The 24,371-nt window shown below is 71.2% G+C and carries 27 protein-coding genes; 2 read left to right on the forward strand and 25 right to left on the reverse strand.

What is annotated here, in order from left to right:
• Positions 1-5 precede the first annotated feature (5 nt).
• The 25 genes from KVF89_RS04555 to KVF89_RS04675 all read right to left on the reverse strand — a co-directional run bounded on the left by KVF89_RS04555 (position 6) and on the right by KVF89_RS04675 (position 23,267).
• Positions 6-803, reverse strand: coding sequence for an MlaE family ABC transporter permease (locus KVF89_RS04555; protein WP_257423756.1), 798 nt, complete (start codon positions 801-803; stop codon positions 6-8).
• Complete coding sequence (locus tag KVF89_RS04560) at positions 800-1,450, reverse strand: Rv1363c family protein (RefSeq protein ID WP_257423757.1); 651 nt, start codon at positions 1,448-1,450, stop codon at positions 800-802. Before KVF89_RS04560 ends, KVF89_RS04555 begins: the two co-directional genes overlap by 4 nt.
• Positions 1,451-1,510: 60 nt before the next feature.
• Positions 1,511-2,416, reverse strand: a complete 906-nt coding sequence (locus tag KVF89_RS04565) for an ABC transporter ATP-binding protein (RefSeq protein ID WP_257423760.1) — start codon at positions 2,414-2,416, stop codon at positions 1,511-1,513.
• Between the two features lie 362 nt (positions 2,417-2,778).
• Positions 2,779-3,231 (reverse strand): DUF2550 domain-containing protein, encoded by a 453-nt coding sequence (locus tag KVF89_RS04570; protein ID WP_257423761.1) that lies wholly within the window; start codon positions 3,229-3,231, stop codon positions 2,779-2,781.
• Between the two features lie 18 nt (positions 3,232-3,249).
• Entirely contained in the window at positions 3,250-3,657 is a 408-nt protein-coding gene (locus tag KVF89_RS04575; RefSeq protein ID WP_257423763.1) for a F0F1 ATP synthase subunit epsilon, read from the reverse strand.
• A 2-nt stretch (positions 3,658-3,659) separates the two neighbouring features.
• On the reverse strand, positions 3,660-5,114 hold the full coding sequence (gene atpD / locus KVF89_RS04580) for a F0F1 ATP synthase subunit beta (protein WP_257423764.1): 1,455 nt from the start codon (positions 5,112-5,114) through the stop codon (positions 3,660-3,662).
• Positions 5,115-5,147: 33 nt separating this feature from the next.
• Complete coding sequence (locus tag KVF89_RS04585; protein WP_257423766.1) at positions 5,148-6,062, reverse strand: F0F1 ATP synthase subunit gamma; 915 nt, start codon at positions 6,060-6,062, stop codon at positions 5,148-5,150.
• 3 nt (positions 6,063-6,065) lie between these two features.
• Positions 6,066-7,703 carry a F0F1 ATP synthase subunit alpha gene (atpA, locus tag KVF89_RS04590; RefSeq protein WP_257423769.1) on the reverse strand — a complete coding sequence of 546 codons (1,638 nt, stop codon included), beginning with the start codon at positions 7,701-7,703 and terminating at the stop codon, positions 6,066-6,068.
• A 50-nt stretch (positions 7,704-7,753) separates the two neighbouring features.
• A complete protein-coding gene (locus KVF89_RS04595) occupies positions 7,754-8,560 on the reverse strand; it encodes a F0F1 ATP synthase subunit delta (RefSeq protein ID WP_257423771.1) in 807 nt (268 codons plus the stop codon).
• Positions 8,560-9,123 carry a F0F1 ATP synthase subunit B gene (locus KVF89_RS04600; RefSeq protein ID WP_257423773.1) on the reverse strand — a complete coding sequence of 188 codons (564 nt, stop codon included), beginning with the start codon at positions 9,121-9,123 and terminating at the stop codon, positions 8,560-8,562. The genes KVF89_RS04595 and KVF89_RS04600 overlap by 1 nt, the downstream gene beginning before the upstream one ends.
• A gap of 44 nt (positions 9,124-9,167) precedes the next feature.
• A complete protein-coding gene (gene atpE, locus KVF89_RS04605) occupies positions 9,168-9,386 on the reverse strand; it encodes an ATP synthase F0 subunit C (protein WP_036542107.1) in 219 nt (72 codons plus the stop codon).
• Between the two features lie 65 nt (positions 9,387-9,451).
• Positions 9,452-10,249 (reverse strand): F0F1 ATP synthase subunit A, encoded by a 798-nt coding sequence (atpB, locus tag KVF89_RS04610; protein WP_257423777.1) that lies wholly within the window; start codon positions 10,247-10,249, stop codon positions 9,452-9,454.
• A gap of 16 nt (positions 10,250-10,265) precedes the next feature.
• Positions 10,266-10,520, reverse strand: a complete 255-nt coding sequence (locus KVF89_RS04615) for an AtpZ/AtpI family protein (RefSeq protein ID WP_257423779.1) — start codon at positions 10,518-10,520, stop codon at positions 10,266-10,268.
• Positions 10,521-10,550: 30 nt separating this feature from the next.
• The gene (locus tag KVF89_RS04620; protein WP_257423780.1) at positions 10,551-10,994 is read right to left on the reverse strand and encodes a hypothetical protein; all 444 of its coding nucleotides are present in this window, start codon (positions 10,992-10,994) and stop codon (positions 10,551-10,553) included.
• Positions 10,995-11,064: 70 nt separating this feature from the next.
• Positions 11,065-12,270, reverse strand: coding sequence for a glycosyltransferase family 4 protein (locus KVF89_RS04625; RefSeq protein WP_257423781.1), 1,206 nt, complete (start codon positions 12,268-12,270; stop codon positions 11,065-11,067).
• Positions 12,263-12,970 carry an L-threonylcarbamoyladenylate synthase gene (locus KVF89_RS04630; protein WP_257423783.1) on the reverse strand — a complete coding sequence of 236 codons (708 nt, stop codon included), beginning with the start codon at positions 12,968-12,970 and terminating at the stop codon, positions 12,263-12,265. Before KVF89_RS04630 ends, KVF89_RS04625 begins: the two co-directional genes overlap by 8 nt.
• Positions 12,967-13,854 carry a peptide chain release factor N(5)-glutamine methyltransferase gene (prmC, locus tag KVF89_RS04635; RefSeq protein ID WP_257423785.1) on the reverse strand — a complete coding sequence of 296 codons (888 nt, stop codon included), beginning with the start codon at positions 13,852-13,854 and terminating at the stop codon, positions 12,967-12,969. Before prmC ends, KVF89_RS04630 begins: the two co-directional genes overlap by 4 nt.
• Before the next feature lie 2 nt (positions 13,855-13,856).
• Complete coding sequence (gene prfA / locus KVF89_RS04640) at positions 13,857-14,939, reverse strand: peptide chain release factor 1 (RefSeq protein WP_257423787.1); 1,083 nt, start codon at positions 14,937-14,939, stop codon at positions 13,857-13,859.
• Between the two features lie 165 nt (positions 14,940-15,104).
• The gene (gene rpmE / locus KVF89_RS04645) at positions 15,105-15,323 is read right to left on the reverse strand and encodes a 50S ribosomal protein L31 (RefSeq protein ID WP_257423788.1); all 219 of its coding nucleotides are present in this window, start codon (positions 15,321-15,323) and stop codon (positions 15,105-15,107) included.
• 120 nt (positions 15,324-15,443) lie between these two features.
• Entirely contained in the window at positions 15,444-17,393 is a 1,950-nt protein-coding gene (gene rho, locus KVF89_RS04650) for a transcription termination factor Rho (RefSeq protein WP_308212701.1), read from the reverse strand.
• Between the two features lie 183 nt (positions 17,394-17,576).
• Entirely contained in the window at positions 17,577-18,497 is a 921-nt protein-coding gene (thrB, locus tag KVF89_RS04655; RefSeq protein WP_257423789.1) for a homoserine kinase, read from the reverse strand.
• 10 nt (positions 18,498-18,507) lie between these two features.
• Positions 18,508-19,587: a threonine synthase gene (gene thrC / locus KVF89_RS04660; RefSeq protein ID WP_257423791.1), complete on the reverse strand. Its 1,080-nt coding sequence runs from the start codon at positions 19,585-19,587 to the stop codon at positions 18,508-18,510.
• Between the two features lie 2 nt (positions 19,588-19,589).
• The gene (locus tag KVF89_RS04665; protein WP_257423792.1) at positions 19,590-20,900 is read right to left on the reverse strand and encodes a homoserine dehydrogenase; all 1,311 of its coding nucleotides are present in this window, start codon (positions 20,898-20,900) and stop codon (positions 19,590-19,592) included.
• A 70-nt stretch (positions 20,901-20,970) separates the two neighbouring features.
• Positions 20,971-22,311 (reverse strand): MFS transporter, encoded by a 1,341-nt coding sequence (locus KVF89_RS04670; RefSeq protein WP_257423794.1) that lies wholly within the window; start codon positions 22,309-22,311, stop codon positions 20,971-20,973.
• On the reverse strand, positions 22,308-23,267 hold the full coding sequence (locus KVF89_RS04675; protein ID WP_257423796.1) for a zinc-binding dehydrogenase: 960 nt from the start codon (positions 23,265-23,267) through the stop codon (positions 22,308-22,310). The genes KVF89_RS04670 and KVF89_RS04675 overlap by 4 nt, the downstream gene beginning before the upstream one ends.
• Before the next feature lie 36 nt (positions 23,268-23,303).
• Here KVF89_RS04675 and soxR point away from each other — a divergent pair, with 36 nt between their 5' ends.
• Together soxR and KVF89_RS04685 are read left to right on the forward strand one after the other, a co-directional pair.
• Positions 23,304-23,771, forward strand: coding sequence for a redox-sensitive transcriptional activator SoxR (soxR, locus tag KVF89_RS04680; RefSeq protein WP_257423798.1), 468 nt, complete (start codon positions 23,304-23,306; stop codon positions 23,769-23,771).
• A gap of 37 nt (positions 23,772-23,808) precedes the next feature.
• Entirely contained in the window at positions 23,809-24,357 is a 549-nt protein-coding gene (locus tag KVF89_RS04685) for a hypothetical protein (RefSeq protein WP_257423800.1), read from the forward strand.
• The last annotated feature ends 14 nt before the right edge of the window (positions 24,358-24,371 follow it).

Below are 24,371 nucleotides of genomic sequence, written 5' to 3' on the forward strand. Positions count from 1 at the left end.
CGTCCTCACCCCACCCTCGGTGGCGCGGCCAGCAGGAAGATCTGGCTCACGACCAGGTTGATCACGAACAGCAGCACGCCGGTGAGCACCACCGACCGGTTGACGGCGTCGCCGACTCCGGCGGGCCCGTGCTGCGCGTTGAGCCCCTGGTACGACGCGACGAGCGCCGCGACCAGGCCGAAGAGAGCGGCCTTGACGGTCGACTCGATCAGGTCCGCCGGCTGCGAGAAGGCGCTGAAGGACTGCAGGAAGCCGCCGGCGGTGCTGTTGAGCAGGTAGACCGCCGAGAGATAGCCGCTCACGATGCCGACGAAGGCGACCACACCGTTGAGCAGGACGCTGACCAGCATGGTGGCGAGGATCCGCGGCGCGACCAGGCGCTCCAGCGGGTCGACCGCCATCACCCGCATCGCGGCGATCTCGCTGCGGATCGCCCGGGAGCCGAGGTCGGCGCAGATGGCCGAGCCGCCGGCGCCGGCGAGCACGATCCCGCTGATGATCGGCGCCGCCTGGCGCACGGTGCCGACCGAGTTCACGCCACCCACCAGCGAGGCCGCGCCGACCTGGCTGGTGAGCCCGCCCACCGTGAGCACCAGCACCAGGCCGAACGGGATCGCGATCAGGATCGTCGGGAGCAACGACACCGAGGCGAGGAACCGGGTCTGGAGCAGGAACTCCCACCAGGAGAAGCGCCGTCGTACGAGCGCACGCACGGTCACCGCGCACGAGTCGACGAACATGGCGATCATGCCGCCGAAGCTGCGTGCGCTCTCCCCGAGGCCCGGGACCGAGCCGAGGCTCACAGCAGGTCCACGCTGTCGAGGAGCCAGGTCCCGCCGTGGCGGACCAGGTGGAGACGCAGGCGGCTGGCCTGGCTCGTCGGCTCCTCGCTCTGCGTGCTGCTCGCGGACTGGTCGGCGAAGACCAGCACCGTGGCCAGGTCGCCGTCGACCTTCTGGACGGCGGCGTCGACGACCGTCCCCTGGGCCGATGCCTCCAGCTGGGTGAACATCGGCGCCAACGTCTCGTTGGTCTCGGCGAACTTCTGCTGGAAGGCATCCGTGGTGCCCTCCTCCAGCAGCCGCTGTTGGGCCTCGAGGTCGCGATAGTCGTAGGTGGTCAGCGCCACGGCCAGGTCGCGGGCCCGCTCGAGGACCTCGGCCTGGGTGACCTTCGCCGTCTCCAGGCGATCCACCTCGGCCCGACTGTCGTCGAGCCGGAACCACAGGTAGCCCACCGCGGCGAGGAGGAGTACGACGAGCAGGGCCACCCCCACCAGTGGAGTCCTCCCGCCGAAGCGGGAGCCGGCCGGCGGCTCGGCCGGCGGACCGCCGCCGGCGCCGTCCGGCGCGGTGCTCTCCGGCTCGTCGGCGGCGCTCTCCGCAACGGTCTCCACGGCCGTGCTCTTGCTGGTGACCAGCCGCTTCTTCGTGATGACGCTCGTAGACATGGCTCTCCCTAGGGTCGACGGAACATCGAGTGACGCACTGCTCTCGGGGCAGGCGCTGAGTCAGGCGGAGTACAGCTCGTCGGCGACGTCGAGGTCGACCTCGGCGTCGACCATCTCGTCCATGCCGATGGGGCCGCGGGCGCGACCGGCGAAGAACTGCTCCACGATCGGCCGCTCGCTGGCGAGCACCTCGTCGGCGGGGCCGAACGCGACCAGCTTGGAGCGGAACAACATCCCGATGTGGTCGGCCGTGCGCCGGACCGAGTCGATGTTGTGGGTGATCACGAAGAACGTGCACCCGGTCACGGCCTGCACCGACTTCATCAGCTCGTCGAGGTGGGCGACGCGGACCGGGTCCAGGCCGGAGTCGGGCTCGTCGAAGAACACGATCTCGGGATCGAGCGCCAGCGCCCGGGCCAGGCCGGCGCGCTTCTTCATGCCGCCGGACACCTCACCGGGCATCTTCCCCAGGTGCTTGACCAGACCGACCATGTCCGCCTTGGTGTGCACGATCTCGCGCACCTGCTCCTCGGTGAGATCGGTGTGCTCACGCAGCGGGAAGGCGATGTTGTCGTAGAGGCTGATCGAGCCGAAGAGGGCACCGTCCTGGAAGAGCACGCCGAACTTGCGGCGTACCCGCATCAGGTCGCGGTGGCGCATGCCGACGATCGGCTCGCCGTCGACGTAGATCTGTCCCTGCTCGGGTGGATACATCCCGATGATGGTGTTCAGCAGGACCGACTTGCCGGTGCCCGAGGGCCCGAGCACGGAGGTGATCTGGCCGCGGGTCACGTCGAAGCTGACGTCGTCGAGCACCTGCATGGGGCCGAACGACTTGCTGACGCCGCGGAGGGCGATGACGGCGTCGGGGGCGATCCCGGCGGCCGAGGCAGCGTCGCGGTCGGCGTTGGCGGCCGCGACTGCTGCCGCGGTCTCGAACTGGGTGAGTGGCATTCCGGTCGTCACTGACGAACCCTCCGGTGAGCGGGTTGTGCACGGCTCGCCGCGGGGCTCCTGCTTCCCCGCACGGACCGTACCTTCGCCGCTCGCTCTCCCTTTCGAACGGCGAGTGCAACTGCCAGTTGTAACAAGCTGTTACACATCGCCTCCACCTCACACCAGTAAGGGCCGTGTGTCAAGCGTCACGTGAGGTGATAACGGAAAGGTCACCACAAATTGTCACGTGAGCGCCAGGTCCAGGCTCGAACGTGAACTGGTGTCCGGTTTCTGTTCACCGGAATGGTCGCGTCGGAGCCGGCCGCAGAGGCCTCCCGGCGACGGCCCGGGCGACGATCGCCCCGCGAGGGCGAGCCGGGTTCGACGCCGGCTCAGAGACCCTTCGAGCGGTTCCAGTCCGTCCCGGGCGGCTGGGCCTCCAGCCACGCCTGGAACCCGGTGAGCGACGAGACGCTCATGGCGAGCTCGACGAGCCCGTCGGGCGACTGGCAGCGGATGACCAGATGATCCGGGTACAGCGACGCCTGCTCGGTGCCGACCGGCTCCCGGCGTCCGTCGTACGACAGCTCGTCACGACCCCACGAGCGGCGCGGGCGCCGGGACAGGGTGAACACACGGAACCACTCCAGTCGCTCGCCGGAGTAGCGGCCCAGGCCCAGCACCCAGCCGCGCTCCGGCGTCGAGTCCCGCAGCCGGTGACTCAGCTCGAAGGTGCCACCGTCCCGGGAGAGCAGACGGCGCCGGACGATGAGTCCGACGCCGTACAGCACACACAGGAGCAGGAGCGCGCCAGAGATGTCGAGCAGCCACTCCCACCATGTCATCTGCGTATCAGTGACCTTCTACGAGACCTTCTCCGCGGCGCGGATCCGCGCCTCGGCGTGCCGCACGCGCTGCTCCGCCTCGTTGCTCGAGTCGAGCAGCCGCTTGGCCTCCTCGAGATCGATCCGCGCCTGCTGGACCTCGATGTCCTCGGCCCGCTCGACGCGCTCGGCCAGGATGGAGACCCGGTCGTTCGCGACCGACAGGACGCCCCCGTCGACCGCGGCGACCACGAGCTGGTTGGTCCCGGCCACCTGGATCTCGATGACCGACGCCTGCAGCAGCGACAGCGTGGGCGCGTGGCCGCGCAGCACGCCGATGTCGCCCTCGAGCGTGCGCGCGATGATCATCGCCGCCTCACCGGACCAGACGGTCCGGTCGGCCGCGACGAGCTCGACGTGCAGGTGCTCGACCGTGGTGTCCGCCATGATCAGAGGCTCTTCTGGATCTCGGCCCAGTTGCGCTCGACGTCGTCGAGACCGCCGCACATGAAGAAGGCCTGCTCGGCGACGTGGTCGTACTCGCCGTCCGCGATCTTGTTGAACGCCTCGATGGTGTCGCCGATCGAGACCGTGGAGCCCTCGATGCCGGTGAACTGCTTGGCGACGTAGGTGTTCTGCGACAGGAACCGCTGGATCCGGCGGGCGCGGGACACGATGACCCGGTCCTCCTCGGAGAGCTCGTCGACACCGAGGATCGCGATGATGTCCTGGAGCTCCTTGTTGCGCTGCAGGATCTGCTTGACGCGGATCGCGCAGTCGTAGTGCGCCTGACCGATGTACTGCGGGTCGAGGATGCGCGAGGTCGACGTCAGCGGGTCGACGGCCGGGTAGATGCCCTGCGACGCGATGTCACGGGACAGCTCGGTGGTGGCGTCGAGGTGCGCGAAGGTCGCGGCCGGGGCCGGGTCGGTGTAGTCGTCCGCGGGGACGTAGATCGCCTGCATCGAGGTGATCGAGTGACCACGCGTCGAGGTGATCCGCTCCTGGAGCGTGCCCATCTCGTCGGCGAGGTTGGGCTGGTAGCCCACCGCGGACGGCATCCGGCCCAGCAGCGTGGAGACCTCGGAGCCGGCCTGCGTGAACCGGAAGATGTTGTCGATGAAGAGCAGCACGTCCTGCTTCTGCACGTCGCGGAAGTACTCCGCCATCGTCAGGGCGGACAGGGCGACGCGCAGACGCGTGCCCGGCGGCTCGTCCATCTGGCCGAAGACCAGGGCGACCTTGTCGAAGACGCCGGCCTCCTGCATCTCGACGATCAGGTCGTTGCCCTCACGGGTGCGCTCGCCGACACCGGCGAACACCGACACACCGGCGTGGTTCTTGGCCACGCGGGCGATCATCTCCTGGATGAGCACGGTCTTGCCGACGCCGGCACCACCGAACAGGCCGATCTTGCCACCGGTGACGTACGGCGCCAGCAGGTCGATGACCTTGATGCCGGTCTCGAACATCTGCGTCTTCGACTCGAGCTGGTCGAACGCCGGCGCCTTGCGGTGGATGCCCCACCGCTCGGTGGGCTCGAACGTCTCGCCCACCTCGAGGTTGAGCGCGTCGCCCGTGGTGTTGAACACCTTGCCGAGCGTGATGTCGCCGACGGGCACCGTGATCGGGCCGCCGGTGTCGGTCACGTTCTGGCCGCGGACGAGGCCGTCGGTGGGCTTCAGCGAGATGGCGCGGACCAGGCCGTCGCCGATGTGCTGGGCCACCTCGAGCGGCAGGGTCGAGGTCTCACCGTCGAGGGTGACCTCGGCCTCGAGCTTGTTGTAGATCTCCGGCATGGCGTCGAGCGGGAACTCGATGTCGACGACCGGGCCGATGACCCGCGCGATCCGACCCACCGAGGCCGCACCGCTGGCGGTGGTCTCTTCAACCGTTGCAGTCATGTCTTACTCCGTTTGGTGTTTTCTCGTGGTCGGTCAGTCGTTGGCAGCCTGGGCGTCGGCGAGCGCATTGACGCCACCGACGATCTCGCTGATCTCCTGGGTGATGCCGGCCTGGCGCGCCTGGTTGGCGGTCCGGGTGAGCTTCTTGATCAGCTCGTCCGCGTTGTCCGTCGCGGCCTTCATCGCCCGCTGGCGCGCGGCGAGCTCGGAGGCCGCCGCCTGCAGCAGGCTGTAGAAGATCCGGCTCTGGACGTACTGCGGCAGCAGCCCGTCCAGCACCTGCTCGGCCGACGGCTCGAACTCGTAGAGCGGCAGGAGGTCGTCGGCCTCCGGGGCCTCCTCGCCCTCGACGACCTCCAGGGGCAGCAGGCGGATCGCTGTCGGCTCCTGGGTCAGCATCGAGCGGAACCGGGTGTAGACCACGTGGACCTCGTCCACGTCGCCATCCTCACCCTGCTCCTTGAGGAAGGCCGCGATCAGCGCCGCGCCGATCTCGGCGGCCTTGTCATAGGTCGGCTGGTCGGAGAACCCGGTCCAGGCCTGGACGTAGGAGCGGCCGCGGAACTTGAAGTACGCCTCCGCCTTGCGACCGGCCAGGAAGTAGTCGATCTCCTTGCCCTCGTCGCGCAGCCGCTCGCTGAGGCGCTCGGCCTCCTTGAGGACGCTGGACGAGTAGGCACCGGCCAGACCCCGGTCGCTGGTGATGACCAGGACCGCGGCCCGCTTCGGGTTCTCCTCCTCGCGGGTCAGCGGGTGGTCGACGTTCGAGAACGTCGCCACCGCCGACACGGCGCGGGTCAGCTCACGGGCGTACGGCGCTGCCGCCGCGGCCCGCTGCTGCGCCTTGATGATCCGGGACGCAGCGATGAGCTCCATGGCGCGCGTGATCTTCTTCATCGACTCCGTCGACTTGATCCGCGCGCGGTACTCACGCAGCGATACGGCCATGTGTCAGCCCCGCTTCTGCTTGACGATCTGCTCCTGCTCGAGCTCGTCGTCGGCGAGCGCCCCGGCCTCGGGCTCGTGCCCGACCTTGATGCTGCCTCCCTCGGAGGTCTCGAACTGGCCCAGGAAGGAGTCGTACGCCGCGACGAGCCCGTCCTCGTCCTCGAACTTCTGCGTCTCGCGGATCGCGGCCAGGATGCCGTCGTGCGAGCGGTGCAGGAAGTCGAGGAACTCGCGCTCGAAGCGCAGCACGTCCTCGGTCGCCAGCACGTCGAGGCGACCGGACGTGCCGAGCCACAGCGAGACGGTCATGTCCGCCAGCGGGTACGGCGAGTAGGCCGGCTGCTTGAGCAGCGCCATCAGCCGCTGGCCGCGGGCCAGCTGCTGCTTCGACGCGGCGTCGAGGTCGGAGGCGAACATGGCGAACGCCTCCATCGCGCGGTACTGCGCGAGGTCGACCTTGAGCGAGCCGGTGACAGCCTTCATCGCCTTGGTCATCGCCGCGCCACCGACGCGGGAGACCGAGATGCCGACGTCGATGGCCGGGCGCTGGTTGGCCGCGAACAGGTCCGACTGCAGGAAGATCTGGCCGTCGGTGATCGAGATGACGTTGGTCGGGATGAACGCCGAGACGTCGTTGGCCTTGGTCTCGATGATCGGCAGACCCGTCATCGAGCCGGCGCCGAGCTCGTCTGAGAGCTTCGCGCAGCGCTCCAGCAGGCGGGAGTGCAGGTAGAAGACGTCGCCCGGGTAGGCCTCACGGCCCGGCGGGCGGCGCAGCAGGAGCGACACGGCACGGTAGGCCTCGGCCTGCTTGGTCAGGTCGTCGAACACGATGAGGACGTGCTTGCCGTCGTACATCCAGTGCTGGCCGATAGCCGAGCCGGTGTAGGGGGCGAGGTACTTGAAGCCCGCGCTGTCGGACGCCGGAGCGGCGACGATCGTGGTGTACTCCAGCGCGCCGGCCTCCTCGAGGGCACCGCGCACGGAGGCGATGGTGGAGCCCTTCTGGCCGATGGCGACGTAGATGCAGCGGACCTGCTTGGTCGGGTCGCCCGACTCCCAGTTCTGCTTCTGGTTGATGATCGTGTCGATCGCGATCGTGGTCTTGCCGGTCGCGCGGTCGCCGATGATCAGCTGACGCTGGCCACGGCCGATCGGGGTCATCGAGTCGATGGCCTTGATGCCGGTGGCCAGCGGCTCGTGGACCGACTTGCGGGCCATCACGCCCGGGGCCTGGAGCTCGAGGGCGCGGCGGCCCTCGGTGGCGATCTCGCCGAGGCCGTCGATCGGCTTGCCGAGCGGGTCGACCACGCGGCCGAGGTAGCCCTCGCCGATGGGGACCGAGAGGATCTCACCGGTCCGGCGGACCGTCTGGCCCTCCTCGATCTTGTCGAAGTCACCGAGGATGACGACACCGATCTCGCGGTCCTCGAGGTTCAGCGCGAGGCCCAGCGTGCCGTCCTCGAACTCGAGGAGCTCGTTGGCCATCGCCGAGGGAAGACCGCTGATGCGGGCGATGCCGTCGCCGGCGGAGGCGACGGTGCCGACCTCTTCCTTGCTGGCGGCCGCGGGCTGGAAGTCCGCGACGTACTTGGCGAGGGCGTCGCGGATCTCGTCCGGACGGATGGACAGCTCCGTCATCTCTGTGCCTTCTCTCTTCTCTGCTGCGTGGGTGTCTGGTGGGGTGCCGGTCAGCCGGCGATCTTGCGGCGGGCGTCGTCCAGGCGGCTGAGGACGGTGCCGTCGATGACGTCATCGCCGATCTCGACCCGGACACCGCCGAGCACGTCGGCGTCGACGACGATGTTGAGATGCACCGGACGGCCGTACTGGCGCGTCAGTGCGGAGGCGAGGCGCTGCTGGTCGGCGGCGGCGAGCGGGCGGGCGACGTGAACGGTGGCCACCCGCTCCCCCTGCACCTGCGCGGCGGTGCGCTCGTAGTCCTCGAGCGCCGCGACGACGGTCCGGTAGGAGCCGGACACGGCCTGCTTGACCAGCTGCACCGTCGTCGGCAGCACCTTGCCCGCGAGCAGGGTGTCGATGAGGGCGCCCTTGTCGGCGACGGAGCGCACCGGGTCGGAGAGCGCGTTGCGCAGGTCGCTGTTGCCGGTGACCAGCTGGCGCACCTCGAACAGCTCGTCGACCAGCGTCCCGGCCTGGAGGCCGACGGAGCGGACGGCCGCGACGACGCCGAGCTGCTCCAGCGCGTCGGCGAGGTCGCGCGTGCGGGTCCAGCGCCGGCCGGCCGCGTCTCGCAGCAGGCCGAGCGTGGCCGCGTCGACCTTGCCCGTGAAGAGGTCGCCGACCAGGCCCGCGCGGGCCTGGGCCGGCACCGACTGGTCGGTGACGACACGGCGCAGTGACGCCTCGGAGCGCACCGTGCGGGCCGCACCGAACAGGTCGCCGGCCACCGCCGAGGCGGACGCCTCGGCCACCCCACCGACCAGGTCGGTGAGGGCGGCCATGGCGTCGGCGGAGCCGCCGCGGAAGGACACCATCAGGCGTCCTTGCCCGCGTCGGAGGCGTCGGCCGTCTCGAGGTCCGCGAGGAACCGCTCGATGACCCGCGCCTGACGCGCGTCGTCCTCGAGCGACTCACCGACGATCCGGCCGGCGAGGCCGGTCGCGAGGGTGCCGACCTCGGCCCGCAGCGAGGTGACCGCCTGCTGGCGCTCGGCCTCGATCTGAGCCTTGCCGTGCTCGAGGATGCGCGTGGACTCGGCCTGGGCCTGCTCCCGCATCTCGGCCACGATCGCGGCACCCTGCTCACGCGCCTCCTCACGGATGCGCGCGGCTTCGTGACGGGCGTCGGCGAGCTGCTGCTCGAGCTCGGCCAGCTTGGCGTCCGCCTCGGCCTGCTTGGTCGCAGCCGCGGCGATACCGCCCTCGATCGCCGCGGAACGCTCGGCGAACGTCTTCTCGAAGTTCGGGGCGACGAACTTCTTGATGAGGAAGAACAGGATCGCGAACACCACGAGGGCGAGCACGACCTCGATCCACTCGGGGAGGAGCGGGTTGTGCTCCTCGCCCTCAGCGGCGGCGATCACCAAAAGTGACTTCATGGACCTGACCTAGATCTCGTGGGAACGGAGGCGGCCGGTAAGGCTCAGGTGTTGCTGGCCTTGAGGACGAACGCCAGGGCGATGCCGATGATGGCGAGCGCCTCGGCGAGCGCGAAGCCGAGGATCGCGATCGACTGGAGGCGGCTCTGCGCCTCGGGCTGGCGGGCAACGCCGTTGATGTACGCGGCGAAGATGAGACCGATGCCGATACCCGGGCCGATGGCGGCCAGGCCGTAACCGATCATGTTGAGAGAGCCACCCATGGCTACTTTCCTTTCGGGTTGTTTTCTCGTGTGAGAACTGTGGGGGTTGAGGTGAAGCGGGTGCGTCAGTGCTCGTCGGCGAGCGCGCCCTGGATGTACATGGCGTTGAGCAGGACGAACACGTAGGCCTGCAGCACCTGGACGAGGATCTCCAGGAAGCCGACCAGGATCGCGAGCACCCAGGCCAGCGGGCCGGCGACGTAGCCGATCCCTCCGACGTGCTGGATGAGGTAGAGACCGCCGGTCGAGAACAGCGCGAGCAGGATGTGACCGGCGAACAGGTTGCAGAACAGACGCAGGGCCAGCGTGACCGGGCGGACCAGGATGTTGGAGAAGAACTCCAGCGGGACCAGCAGCGGGTACATCGCCGGGCTGACGCCGGACGGGACGCTCTGCAGCTTGAGGTAGCCGACCAGGCCGTGCTTGTGCACGCCGACCCCGTTGTAGACCAGCCAGGAGAGTCCTGCCAGCGCATAGGCCATGCCGGCCCGGCTGAAGGTCGGGAACTGGATGAACGGGATCGTGCCGAACAGGTTGTTGACCAGGATGAAGGAGAAGACCGTGACCAGGTAGGGCACGAACTTCTGGAAGTCGTGGCCGCCGATGATGTCGCGGGCCACGCTGTTGCGGACGAAGCCGTAGGCCTCCTCACCGGCGAACTGCAGCTTGCCCGGCACCAGCGCCCGCTTGCGCGAGGCCATGTAGTAGAAGCCGAACACGAGCAACGCGGCCAGGAAGAGCAGCACCATCGGCTTGGTCACATCGCTGCCGGCGATGCCGGGAAGCTCGAAAAGGCTCGGGCCCGGGGCGTGGTACCCCTCCCCACCCTCGGCGGCGATGGTGGCGCTGGCTGCGATGGTCACCAGGTCTCCTCTGCGGTCACTGCTCGTCGGAACTGTCGGGCTTGGGGCTGTCGGGCGAAACTGGTGAGCCGGGTGGCATCGTGCGGAACCGCCTGGCAGTCATGTAGATCCCCAGCGCGGCACCCACGAGGATGCCCACTGCAACGAGGAACGTGGTGCCCAGCCAGCGATCCGCGAGCCAACCGAGGAAGCCGTAGCACCCGACCCCGGCCACGACGTAGCCGAACGCATGCCACGGGTCGCCCTGGGGCTTCTCCTCGGGCTGACTCATTGCGACCCGGACAATAGCAGTCGGCTCGGGTCATCGCGCACCGCCCTCTGCCGGGGCGGTCGGACGGGGCTCGAAGGCCGGGATCCGGGCCGTCGTGGCCAGCACGATCTGCACCGTCATCCACACGAAGACGCCGAAGATGATGGCGATGCCGACCCACATGCTGTCGAGCGCGTCGTCCAGCAGACCGGACTCGTTGAGCGCGACGAAGACCAGCGCCATGGCCACGACCTGGAAGGTGTAGGTGACCATCGCGAACAGCAGCGCGGCCGTGGGCATCAGTCGGGAGACCGCATCGACGGCGAAGGCTCCGAAGGCGAGCACTCCGACCGCGATCACTCCCCCGACGGCGGCGCCACCGGCGGCCGAGGAGCCGCCGGCGACGGCACCCACCACCACGAGCACGACCGCGCCGAGCACAGAGACGACGGCCGCGCGCATCACCACGGGGGGTGTTCGGGCTTCGGTCGTCATCGTCGGCGGCCGTCCTGCTCGGGTGCGTGGGCGGTCCCCGGAGGCGTACTCCGGGAGTTCGTGAAAGTTATCACAAAGTCCCGGAAGGCTCCGCATCGGGGGTGACGACAGCCTCGTCCGACGCCTCGTCCGACACCTCGCCCGCTGTCTCGTGCGCTGTCTCGTTGGGGTCGTGCACGTGGGGCAGCGCGAAGGTCAGGGCGACCGTCACCAGCAGGCTGACGCCGAGGCCGGCCCACACCACGGGTCCGGTGAACACGCTGGCCAGGACGACGCCGAAGGCGATCAACCCCGCCCACATCCACATGATGATCACCGCCCGGCGGTGCGAGTGGCCGATCTCGAGCAGGCGATGGTGCAGATGCTGCTTGTCCGGCGCGAACGGCGAACGACCGGCCCTCGTCCGTCGCACCACGGCCAGGACGAGGTCGGCCAGCGGCACGATCAGGATCAGGATCGGCAGCGCGAAGGGGAGGAAGACGGGCAGCAGGCTCGCCCGGGCGCCGTCAGCGCCCTCGACCAGGTCGCCCGGGGGGAACTGGGTCGTGATGGTGATCGCCGTGGCCGACAGGACCAGCCCGATCAGCATCGACCCGCTGTCGCCCATGAACAGCCGGGCGGGGTGGAAGTTGTGGATCAGGAAGCCCGCGCAGGCACCGGTCAGCGCCGCCGCCAGCATGGCGCCGGTCGTGGCCAGGGTGAGGTCGTTGAGATAGGCCAGCGCGTAGCAGAACAGGAAGAACGCCGCGGCGCTGATGCCGATCACGCCCGCGGCGAGACCGTCGAGCCCATCGATGAAGTTGACGGCGTTGACGGTCGCGAGGACGACGAAGGCCGTGAGCAGGGCGCCCTGGCTGGGATCGAGGGAGAAGACCTCGCCGGTCGACTGGTAGAAGTACTTGAACTGGATGCCGGCGTACACGAGCACACCCACGGCGAGCACCTGGCCGCCGAACTTGGTCAGCGCGTCCAGATCCAGGATGTCGTCGACGACGCCGACCGCGCAGACCAGCGTGCCTGCCACCAGCACCGGCAGAGCATCGCTCGCGAACGGGTTGCGGGTGCTCAGGAACGGCAGCTGCTGGGCGACGACATAGGCCGCCCACAGGCCCCCCAGCATGGCGATGCCGCCGAGGTAGGGGATCGGCTCGGCGTGGACGTCGCGGTCGCGGACCTTCGCGACCGCACCGGTGCGGATCGCGATCTCCCGGGCGACGACCGTCAGCAGGTGGGTGACGATCGCGGCAACGAGGAAGACGACGAGGTACTCACGCATCGGCGGGCCCGGCCCCCTCCTCCGGCTCCCCTTCGGCCTCGGGCTCCACCTCGACGGTCACGCCGAGCTCGGCCAGCGCGGCGTCGAGGTCGGCGACCGGGATCGCACCGAGCCGCAGCAGCCGGGGCCGGTCGGTCGTGGCGTCGAGGATGGTGGAGGCCACCCCGCCGGGCGAGGTGCCCGCGTCGACGACGACCGCGACCGCCTCTCCCAGCATCTCCATCGCGGCGTCCGCGTCGAGGGCGGGCGGCCTGCCGGAGAGATTGGCGGAGCTCACCGCGAGGGGACCGGTGCGGTCCAACAGCGCACGGGCCACCTCGTGATCGGGCATCCGGACGGCGACGGTGCCCCGGGTCTCCCCCAGGTCCCACTGCAGCGACGGCTGCTGGTGGCACACGATGGTCAGCGCGCCCGGCCAGAACCGCTCCACCAGCGGGGCGACGTACGGCGGCACCCGGGTCGCGAGCGCCTCGAGCGTGCCCTTCGTGCCGACGAGCACCGGAGGCGGCATCTCCCGGCCCCGTCCCTTCGCGGCCAGCAGCCGGGCCACGGCGTCGGGGTCGAAGGCGTCGGCACCGACGCCGTAGACGGTGTCGGTGGGGAGCACGACCAGGCGGCCCAGGCGGACGGCACGGCCGGCCGCGTCCAGCGCGGCCTCGCGCTCCTCGTCGGTCTCGGTCGGGAACCGCTCGGCACTCACGCCGTCCATCCTCCCACCGTGTCGTGCTCGGAGCGCGGGCGGCGTGCCGTGGTGAACCGTGGGCGCCCGGCGAGGTCACGGTGGTCGCGGACCTCCTCCCACCGAGCGCCGCCGCTGAACACCGCGGGCGCGGACACGCCCTGCACGTCGGCGTGCTCGACGCCGACGACGCCACCGGGCTTGAGCAGCACCAGGCCACGGCGCGCGATCACCCGGATCGCGTCGAGGCCGTCGTCGCCGGAGAACAGGGCCAGGTGGGGGTCGTGGTCACGGGCCTCGACGGCCACCGACTCCCACGCCTCGAGCGGGACGTAGGGCGGGTTGCTCACCAGGACGTCGACCTCGCCCGCCAGCTCGTCGAACGCGGTGGCGAGGTCACCGAGCCGCAGCTCGACGCCCGTCCCGGCCAGGTTGCGCTCGGCCCAGGCATGCGCGGGCGGGTCGAGCTCGACGGCGAACACCCGCGCCTGGGGCACCTCGTCGGCGATGCTCTTGGCGATCACGCCCGAGCCGGTGCACAGGTCGACGACGACCGGGGCCTGCCCCGTCGCCGCGACGGCGCCGGCGTGCTCGATCGCCCAGCCGGCCAGCAGCTCGGTCTCCGGCCGCGGCACGAAGACCCCCGGCCCCACGGCGACCTCGACGTGCCGGAACCAGGCCGCCCCCAACAGGTGCTGCAGGGGCTCCCGGGCTGCCCGGCGGGCCAGCAGGTCGTCGTACCGGCGGACGTGGTCGGGGTCGACCTCGGCGACCAGGTGGAGCTGCCCGCGGGAGGTGCCGAGGACGTGCGCGAGCAGCTCACCGGCGTCATGCTCGGGGCTGGCGACGCCCGCCGCCCCGAGTCGGCCGGCGGCATCGCGGACCAACTGCCTGGGCGCGCTCATCCTCAGTCCTCGAGGGCGGCGAGCCGGGCGGCCATGTCGGTGTCGACGCAGGAGTCGAGGATCGGCTGCAGGTCGCCGTCGAGGACCTGGTCGAGGTTGTAGGCCTTGTAGCCGGTGCGGTGGTCGGAGATCCGGTTCTCCGGGAAGTTGTAGGTGCGGATCCGCTCGGACCGGTCGACGGTGCGGACCTGGCTGCGCCGGGCGTCGCTGGCCTCCGCGTCCGCCGCCTCCTGGGCCGCCTGGAGCAGCCGGGCACGCAGGATGCGCATCGCCTGCTCCTTGTTCTGCAGCTGCGACTTCTCGTTCTGGCAGCTGACCACGATCCCGGTCGGCAGATGGGTGATCCGGACGGCCGAGTCGGTCGTGTTGACACTCTGGCCGCCAGGGCCGGAGGACCGGAAGACGTCGATGCGCAGGTCGTTCTCGTTCACCTCGACGTCGACCTGCTCGGCCTCGGGCATCACGAGCACGCCGGCTGCACTGGTGTGGATCCGGCCCTGCGACTCGGTGACGGGCACCCGCTGCACCCGGTGGACGCCGCCCTCGAACTTCAGCAGCGCGTACGGCGCCTGGCCGGGCCCCGATGTCGCCGTGGCACCCGTGGCCTTCACCGCGACGGTCACCGACTTGTAGCCGCCCAGGTCCGACTCGGTCGCGTCGAGGACCTCGGTCTTCCAGCCGCGCCGCTCGGCGTAGCGGCTGTACATCCGCAGCAGGTCGCCGGCGAACAGGGCGCTCTCCTCGCCGCCCTCCCCCGACTTCACCTCGAGCAGGACGTCCTTGTCGTCGGCCGGATCGCGCGGCACCAGCAGCCGACGCAGCTGCTCGGCCGCCTCCTCACGCTGCGCGAGCAGGGTGTCGACCTCGGCAGCGAAGCTCGGGTCGTCGGCAGCCAGCTCACGGGCGGCCTCCGCGTCCTCGCCGTACCGCTGCCACTCGCGCCAGGTCGCGATCACCGCGTTGAGCTCGGCATAGCGGCGGTTGACGGTGCGGGCCAGCCGGGCGTCGGCGTGGGTCTCGGGAAGAGCCAGCCTGACCTCGAGCTCGGCATGCTCGGCGAGCATGCCCTCGACGGCTTCGAACACCTGGACTCCTCGGTGTGGGTGGTGCAGGAATCACCGCTTCAGCGGCGATTCCTGCGCTTCCTGGCTTTTGCAGCGGTCAAGAAGCGCAGGGAACAGTCAAGAAGCACGGACAAATGACGAACGCCGGTCCAGCCCCGAAGGGGACGGACCGGCGCTCGGAGGCAGCTACTTGCTGGCAGTCTTCTTGGCGTAGCGGGCCTCGAAGCGGGCGACGCGGCCGCCGGTGTCGAGGATCTTCTGCTTGCCGGTGTAGAACGGGTGGCACTGCGAGCACACGTCGGCGTGGATCGAGCCGGAGGTCGCGGTGCTGCGGGTCGTGAAGCTGGCGCCACAGGTGCAGGTCACCTGGGTCACGACGTAGTCGGGGTGGATGTCCTTCTTCATGGTGTCCTCTCACGGGTCCGGGTCGCAGCGCGGGTTGCGCAGCGTGAACCGGAGCCAACAGTCGATTCTACGGGTGGCGACGACGCCGCCCAAATGCTCGGTGCGCCCGAGGGCCGGCGCTCAGTCGCGCTGGACCTTGAGCAGGAACTCGTAGTTGGTGCGGGAGCTCCGCAGCCGCTGCAGCAGGGCGGCGTGCGCCTCCGCACGGTCGCCCTCGGCCAGCTCGCGGCGGAGCTTCCAGATGATCTCGAGCTCCTCCTTGCCGAGCAGCAGCTCCTCGCGACGGGTGCCGGAGGCGACCACGTCGATCGCCGGGAACTGCCGCTTCTCAGCGAACTCGCTGCGCAGCCGCAGCTCGAGGTTCTCGGTGCCGCGGAACTCCTCGAAGATCACCTCGTCCACCCGCGAGCCGGAGTCAACGACCGCGGTCGCGAGGATGGTCAGCGACCCGCCGTTCTCGATGTTGCGGGCCGCGCCGAAGAACCGCTTCGGCGGGAAGAGCGCCGACGAGTCGACGCCGCCGGACAGGATCCGGCCGCTGGCGGGAGCCGCCAGGTTGTAGGCGCGGCCGAGCCGGGTCAGACCGTCGAGGAGGATGACCACGTCGTGGCCCAGCTCGACGAGACGCTTGGCCCGCTCGACGGCCAGCTCGGCGACCGTGGTGTGGTCGATCGCGGGCCGGTCGAACGTGCTCGCGATGACCTCGCCCTTGATCGAGCGCTCGAAGTCGGTGATCTCCTCGGGCCGCTCGTCCACGAGGACGACCATGAGGTGACATTCGGGGTTGTTGGCGGTGATCGCGTTGGCGATCGACTGCAGCAGCGTCGTCTTGCCTGCCCGGGCAGGCGACACGATCAGGCCGCGCTGCCCCTTCCCGACCGGCGCCGCCATGTCGATGAGGCGGCCGGTCAGGTCGTCCGAGCCGGTCTCCATGCGCAGCCGCTCGGTCGGCGAGACCGGAGTGAGCTCGGTGAACTCCACCCGGTTCTTCGCCTGCTCCGGATCGACGCCGTTGACCGTCTCGATGCGGACCATCGGGTTGAACTTCTCGCGGCGCTCGCCGTCGCGGGGCTGCCGGACCTGACCGGTGATCGCGTCGCCGCGGCGCAGGCCGTACTTGCGGACCATCGACAGCGACAGGTAGACGTCGTCCGGCCCGGCCAGGTAGCCACCGGTGCGGACGAACGCGTAGTTGTCGAGGACGTCGAGGATGCCGGCGGCCGGCACCAGGATGTCGTCCTCGCGGACCTCGGTGTCGGGCTCGCGGCCGGTGCGGCTGGCCCGATCGCGGTCACGGCCGCGGCGGCGGCGGTTGCGCCGGCTGCCTCCCTCGCCGTCGTCGTCCGCGTCGTCCAGGTCGCGGGCCGCGTCCGGCTTCGGCACCTCGGCGCGGGGCTGGTCCTGCTGCCTCTGCTGCTGGTTGCCCTGCCGGCTCGGACCGTCCTGCCTGCTCGGACCGTCCTGCTTGCTCGGACCGTCCTGCTTGCTCGAGCCGTCCTGCTTGCCCGGACCGTCCTGCTTGCCGTCCTGCTTGCCCCCGCCGTCCTGCTGCCGGTTCTGGCGCTGCGCGGCCTTGGGCTGGCCGTTCTTCTGCTCGGCCTTCCGTTCGTTCCGCTGCTCGTTCTTCTGCTCGCTCTTCGGCTCCGCGACCTGCTCGGACTTCCGGTCCGGCTTCGTCTGGGCCTTGGGGGCGTCGGCCTTGGGCGCCTCAGCCTTGGGCGCCTCAGCCTTCGGCGCGTCGGCCTTGGGGGCGTCAGCCTTGGGCACCTCGGTCTTCGGCGCCTCGGCCTTGGGGGCGTCGGCCTTGGGGGCGTCAGCCTTGGGCGCGTCAGCCTTCGGCCGCCCGGCGTCGGCGGCAGGGGCACTGCGCCGCGCCGTGCCGCCGGCCTGAGCGGCCTTGATCGCGTCGACGAGCGCGGCCTTCCTCATCGAGCCGGCACCGGCGATGCCCATGCCGTTGGCCATCGCCTTGAGATCGGCCAACAGCATGGCGTTGAGTCCACCGGTGCGCTTCTTCGGGGCCGTGGTGGCCGCCGGGGCGGGCGCGGTGGAGTCGGGGGTCTCGGTCACGTGAGTCCTTCCCACGTATCTCGCGGGTTCCGGGTCCGGAGGACGGGCGGAACGCGCATTGGTCTGGTTCTGCGAAGGTCCGTCCGGCGGACGGCCGGTGTGGACCTGGAAGAGGGGCGAGCCATGCTCGCCGGGCGCCGAGAACTGCGGCGCAGCGTCAATGTACCACCACAGGGTCCGCGGTCACGGCCGGCGGTCGTCGGGCGCGGCGCCGATCCCGGTGACGGCGAGAGCCCGCCCGGACCAGCCCTCGGGACACCGCGCGAGCAGAGCCTCGGTCGTGGCCGAGCCGGGGCCGTCGGCGAAGGCCAGCACGGTCGGCCCGGCCCCCGAGACCACGGCCGGGACGCCGTCCGCCCGCAGGTCCTCGACGAGGGCGAGGCTCTCGGGCATCGCGGGACGGCGGTACTCCTGGTGCAACCGGTCCTCGGTCGCCCGCAGCAGCTCCTCGGGGTGGCCCGACAGCGCGGCGACCAGGAGCGCGGCCCGGCCGGCGTTCGCGGCCGCGTCGCCATGGGGTACGACGGCGGGCAGGAGGCCGCGCGCGGCCTCGGTCTCGACCGGGGTGGTGGGCACGAACACCACGACGCCCACTCGGGGGTCGACGCTGCCGGGGACCGCCCAGAAGGAGCCGTCGGCGTCCTGGCCCGAGATGACGAAGCCGCCCAGCAGCGCGGGGGCGACGTTGTCCGGGTGACCCTCGAGCCGGGCGGCCAGGTCGAGCAGGGCGGCGTCGTCGAGCAGCAGCCGACCGCCGGCGACGAGCTCGCGGGCCAGCCACACCCCGGCCACGATCGCGGCCGAGGAGGACCCGAGCCCACGGGCGTGTGGGATGACGTTGGTGCAGGACAGCCGCAGACCCGGCGGCTGCTTGCCGAGACGCTCGAAGGTCGCGCGCATGGCGCGGACGACGAGGTGCCGGTCATCGAGCGGGACCTGACCCGCGCCGTACCCGCGCACCTCGACGGCGAGCCCTCCGGAGGTGACCTCCGCCTCGAGCCGGTCGTGCAGGTCGAGGGCGAGGCCGAGGGTGTCGAAGCCGGGGCCGAGGTTGGCCGACGTCGCGGGCACCCGGACCCGGGCCGGGCCCTCCACGAAGGTCATCGGCTGCAGCTCAGAGTCCGGCGGCCTGCGCGGCGGCGTCGACATCGGCGTCGACCACGGTCTCGGGCAGGACCAGACCGTCGAGAGCGGTGGCGATGTCCTTGAGGCCGTGGCCGGTCACGGTGATCGCCACGGTGGTGCCCTGGTAGGACTCCCCCGCGTCGAGCTCGGCGAGCAGTCCGGCGATCCCGGCGGCCGAGGCGGGCTCGACGAAGACCCCGTCGTTGGCGGCGAGGGCCTTCTGGGCGGCCAGGATCTGCGCGTCGGAGACGGCGGCGAACTGGCCGCCGGACTCGTCGCGGGCGGCCTCGGCGAGCTTCCAGGAGGCGGGGTTGCCGATCCGGATGGCCGTCGCGCGGGTCTCCGGGTCGGGGAACGGCTCACCGGTCACCAGCGGCGCTGCGCCCTCCGCCTGGAAGCCGCGCATCACCGGCTTCCGGGTGGCGCGGCCGAGGGCGGCGTACTGGGTGTAGCCGAGCCAGTACGCCGAGATGTTGCCGGCGTTGCCGACCGGGAGCAGGTGGAAGTCGGGGGCGTCGCCGAGGAAGTCGACGATCTCGAAGGCGGCCGTCTTCTGCCCCTCGAGCCGGGCCGGGTTGACCGAGTTGACGAGGGCGACGGGATACTTCCAGGCCATCTCTCGGGCCATCCGCAGGCAGTCGTCGAAGTTGCCGCGGACCTGGATGACCTGGGAGCCGTGGAGCACGGCCTGCGCCATCTTGCCCGCCGCGATCTTGCCCTCGGGGACCAGCACGATCGGGGTGACGCCGGCCTTCGCGGCGTAGGCCGCCATCGACGCGGACGTGTTGCCGGTGGACGCGCACACCACGGCCTTGGCACCCTCGTGGACGGCGACCGACAGGGCCGCGGTCATGCCGCGGTCCTTGAAGGAGCCGGTGGGGTTGCTGCCCTCGACCTTGAGCCACACCTGGGCGCCGGTCAGCCCCGAGAGCCACTCGGAGTGGACCAGCGGCGTCCCGCCCTCCCGCAGCGTCACCGCCGGGGTGTCCTGCGGGATGTCGAGGAGCTCGCGGTACTCCTCGATCACACCGCGCCACTGCCCGTTGGCAGGACGGACGGGGTTGCTCATGCTCACTCTTCGGCTCCCTCGACGCGCATCACCGAGGTGACCTCGCGGACGATCTCCATGTCCCGCAGCTGCTCCACGGTTGCGGCCAGCGCCGCGTCCGTCGCCTCGTGCGAGACGACGACGAGCTGGGCGTCGTTGCCCCTGCCCTCCTGGCGGACGGTCTGGATCGAGACGCCGTTCTCGGCGAAGGCGTACGCGACCGCGGCCAGCACGCCGGCGCGGTCGTCGACGTCGATGGCCACGTGGTAGCGGGTCCGGGTCTCGCCCATCGGCAGCACCGCCCGGTCGGCGTACGCCGACTCGCCGACGCCGCGGGTGCCCTGCCGATGGTTGCGAGCGACCGTGACGAGGTCGCCGAGCACCGCGCTCGCGGTCGGCGAGCCGCCGGCTCCGGGGCCGTAGAACATCAGCTGGCCGGCGGCCTCCGACTCGACGAAGACGGCGTTGTAGGCCTCGCGAACGCTGGCCAACGGGTGGGAGCGGGGGATCATCGCCGGGTGGACGCGGACCGAGATCGCTCCGTCCGCCTCCCCGTCGATGTCCTCGCGCAGCTCGGCGATGGCCAGCAGCTTGACGACGCTGCCCATGTCGCGGGCCGAGCGGACGTCGCCGGCGGTCACCTCGGTGATGCCCTCGCGGTGCACGTCGGCAGCGGTCACCCGCGAGTGGAAGGCCAGGCTCGCGAGGATCGCGGCCTTGGCTGCGGCGTCGAAGCCCTCGACATCGGCCGTCGGGTCGGCCTCGGCGTACCCGAGGGCCTGGGCCTCCTCGAGCGCGTCGCCGAAGCCGCTGCCCGCAGTGTCCATCTTGTCGAGGATGAAGTTGGTCGTGCCGTTGACGATGCCCAGCACCCGAGTCACCTTGTCGCCGGCGAGCGACTCGCGCAGCGGGCGCAGGATCGGGATGGCGCCGGCCACGGCCGCCTCGTAGTAGAGGTCACGGCCGGCCTTCTCGGCCGCCTCGAAGAGCGTCGCGCCGTCCTCGGCGAGCAGCGCCTTGTTGGCCGTGACGACCGAGGCACCGTGCTCGAGCGCGGACAGGATGAGGGACCGGGCCGGCTCGATGCCGCCGATCACCTCGATGACGACGTCGACGTCGGCGCGGGCGACGAGCGCGGCGGCGTCGGTGGTGAGCAGCTGGGCCGGCACGTCGACCTCGCGGGGCGCATCGAGGCGGCGTACGGCGACGCCGACCAGCTCCACGGGCGCCCCGACGCGGGCAGCCAGGTCATCGGCCTGCTCGCCGAGGAGGCGCACCACCTGCGACCCCACCGAACCGCAGCCGAGCACGGCAACCTTGAGAGGACTGTTCACGCCGCAAGGGTATCGGCGGTTGTGGTCCGTCCGGTCAGGGACGGCAGATCGCGGACACCTTGCGGTCGCCTCAGGCGTGGAGACGGCGGGCCGGGACGAGGGCGAGGAGGCCCAGCACGGCGGCCGCGACGACCAGCGCGGTCGCGGCCGGGACCGGCGCGGTCTCGGCGAAGCCCGCGAAGAGCACGCCGCCGAGTGCGACGCCGGCGCTGGTGGCCAGGTAGTCGCTGAGCTGCAGCGCGGAGGACGTCCGGCCCTCCTCGCCCTCGGTGGCGGTCGCCAGCGCGAGCACCGACAGCGTCGGGAACGCCATGCCGATGCCGAGGCCGGCGCATCCCCAGGCCAGCACCGGTACGACCAGCGGGACCGCCGGGACCGACACCAGCGCGAAGCCGCCGATCCCCGCCCCGAGCAGCGCCGCCCCGAGCCGGACCCGGCCGGCCTGGTCCGCGAGCACCGACCAGCGCGCGGCGAGCACCGCGCCACCGGACCAGGTGACCGCACCGACGGTGAGGACCCAACCGGCCCGGGTGAGGGTGAGGTCCCGCTCCAGGGTGAGCAGGAGCGGCAGGTAGACCTCGGCTGCGGCGAAGGCCGTCCCGGCCGCCGCGCGGGTGCCGAGTACCGCGGGCAGCCCGGCGCGCAGCGTCCAGACCCGTGGTGGGAGCAGCCGCGCTCCCCCGGCGACGATCGCCGCGAGGCCGGCTACGACGAGCAGCGGCCAGAGCGGGAGCGCGCGCTGCCCGGCGACGCTGACGAGCAGCACACCACCGGCGGCCAGCAGGGCGAACGGCAGCCGGCCCGGCTGTGGGCGGGCCGGTGTGGCGCGCGAGGGCGCGTCGGCGACGAGCAGCCAGGCGGCGACCGCTAGCACCGGTACGCCGAGGAACACCCAGCGCCAGCCGACCGTGTCGGCCACGCGCGCCGCGATCACCGGGCCGACCAGCGCGGGCAGCACCCAGCCCATCGTCAGCACGGCGAACACCCGTGGGCGCAGGTGCTCGGGGTAGGTCTGGGCGATGAGGACGTAGAGGGCGACGCCGAGCACCCCGCCGCCGTACCCGTGGACGAGACGACCGAGCAGGAAGACCGGCATGCTCGGCGCGAGCCCGGCGACCACGACGCCGACGCAGAAGACGACCAGGCCGCGGCGCAGCGCCGGTCCGGGGCCGAGCCGGTCGACCGCGGCGCCCGTGACGGGCAGGGCCACCACGGCCGCGGCGAGAGGGGCGGCGAACGCGACGGCGTACCAGCGCAGCCCGTCGAGCTCCTCGGCGACGTCGGGCATCACCGTCGCGACGGCGAGCGCCTCGAAGGCGAAGAGGAAGGCGAGGGAGAAGACGCCGACGGTGGTCCGACCGTGCCGGCCGCGCCACGGTGAGGTCACCGTGGCGGGGAGGACGGACGTCACCCGCCGGTCCGGTCGACCAGGAGGACGACCTTGCCGACGGACGTGCGGTCCTCGAGGGCGCGGTGCGCCGCGGCGGCGTCGGCGAGCGGGACGGTCGTGCCGACGTGGGGCACCCGGCTGCCGTCCGCCGCCGCGGCGAGGGCCTGCTGCTCGAACTCGGCCAGCCGGGACAGCATCACCGGACCGAGCACGTCGACGATACGGCGGTCCGGGGCGTCGTAGCCCTCGGTGTCACCGGAGAACCTCACCATCCGCCCGCCCGGTTCGAGCAGCCCGTGGAGCGCGCGGGGCACCTTGCCGCCGACACCGTCGAGGAGCAGGGTCAGTCGCGGTTCGGCCGCCCGCAACACGTCGAGCCACTCCGGGTCGCGGTAGTCGACGGCCGTGTCGGCGCCGAAGCCGCGGACGAGGTCGAGCTTGGCGCCACCGGCCAGGCCGACAGTGCGGGCGCCGGCGTTGCGGGCGCCCTGGATCAGGAGGGCGCCGAGACCGCCGGCCGCGGAGGTGACGACCACGACGTCGTCGGCGGTGATCGCCGCGTGGTCGAGGATGCCGGCGGCGGTGCGGCCGGTCCCTATCGCGGCCACCGCGGTCGGGGCGTCGAGTCCGTCTGGGACGTCGTACACGCGTCCGGCGTCGACGAGCGTCAGCTCCGCGTAGCCGCCCCGGGCTCCCGGCCCCAGGTGGGCGACCACCCGACGACCGACCCAGGCGTCGTCGACCCCCGCCCCGACGCGGTCGACGACGCCGGCGACCTCGCGTCCGGGAACCATCGGGAGCTCGGGCAGCGGCGTCGACGGGAAGGACATGCCGGCGCGGATCGAGGTGTCGAGCAGATGGACGCCGGCCGCCTCGACCGCGACCCGGAGCTGACCCGCCCCGGGCTCGGGGTCGGGGAGCTGCTCGAGGCGCAGGACGTCGGCGGGCCCGAAGGCGTGGTGGCGGATCGCTCGCATGACGCAAGTCGATAACCTGAACTAGGGTTGAGGTCAATGACTGACATCAACCGCTCCCTGCGCAGCCACGATCTCACTCCCGGCGATCTCGCCCACCGCTCGGGTGTCGCGGTGTCCGCCCTGCACTACTACGAGCGGGAGGGCCTGATCACCAGCCTCCGGACCGCCGGCAACCAGCGCCGCTACCACCGCGACGTGCTGCGCCGGGTCGCGTTCATCCGGGTCTCCCAGGGCGTCGGTGTCTCCCTCGCGGAGATCCGGGACGCGCTGGCCACGCTGCCCGAGGGTCGGACACCCACGAAGGCGGACTGGGCGCGGCTGTCACGCACCTGGCGCAGCGCGCTCGACGAGCGGATCGCCCGGCTGGGGAGGCTGCGCGACACGCTCGACGACTGCATCGGCTGCGGCTGCCTGTCCCTGCGGTCGTGCTCGCTGGCCAACCCGGGCGACGTCCTGCGGGAGTACGGCGACGGGCCGGTGCGGCTCGTCGGGCGGTCCGGCTGAGGTTGCGCCGCCGCCGAAGTCATGTTGATGTGTCCGCATGAGCAACCGACTCGGCGTCCTGCTCCTCCTGATCGCGCTGCTGGTCTCCGCGCCCGGCGCATCCGTCCACGCCGCGGGGCAACGCCCGGCCGAAGCAGCCGCGCAAGGGGGCTGGAAGTCGGAGTACGCCGCCGCACCGAACTTCCCCGAGAGCGAGCTCTACCTGGACGTGAAGGGCCGCCCGCAGGCGAGTGGCCGGGTGCGCCTGAAGGTCTGGGGGACCAACAGGTCCGGCCCGATCTCCCCCGGCAGCTCCATCACCTACACCTATGACCTGGACCTGTTCGTCGCCGCCCGGTCGGTGGTCAAGGCCTGCCCGGTCGCGTTCGACGAGATGCGGAGCATCTTCATCGCCAACGGCGACAAGACCGCGCACCTCTACAGCGGCCTCCACCTCGGCGAGGGCGGCGCGTTCAAGAAGGTGCTCCCCTACAAGAGCGGCACCACCCGCAAGGTCCTCTACTGCGCCTACGTCCGCTGGATCATCGACGACGTCGTGGTGTCCGGCCTCAAGCACAACCTGCGCAAGGCGAAGCGCAGAGGCTGACCGCGGCTCCGGCG

The sequence above is a fragment of the Nocardioides carbamazepini genome (assembly GCF_024614185.1).
GTDB classification, from domain to species: Bacteria; Actinomycetota; Actinomycetes; order Propionibacteriales; family Nocardioidaceae; genus Nocardioides; species Nocardioides carbamazepini.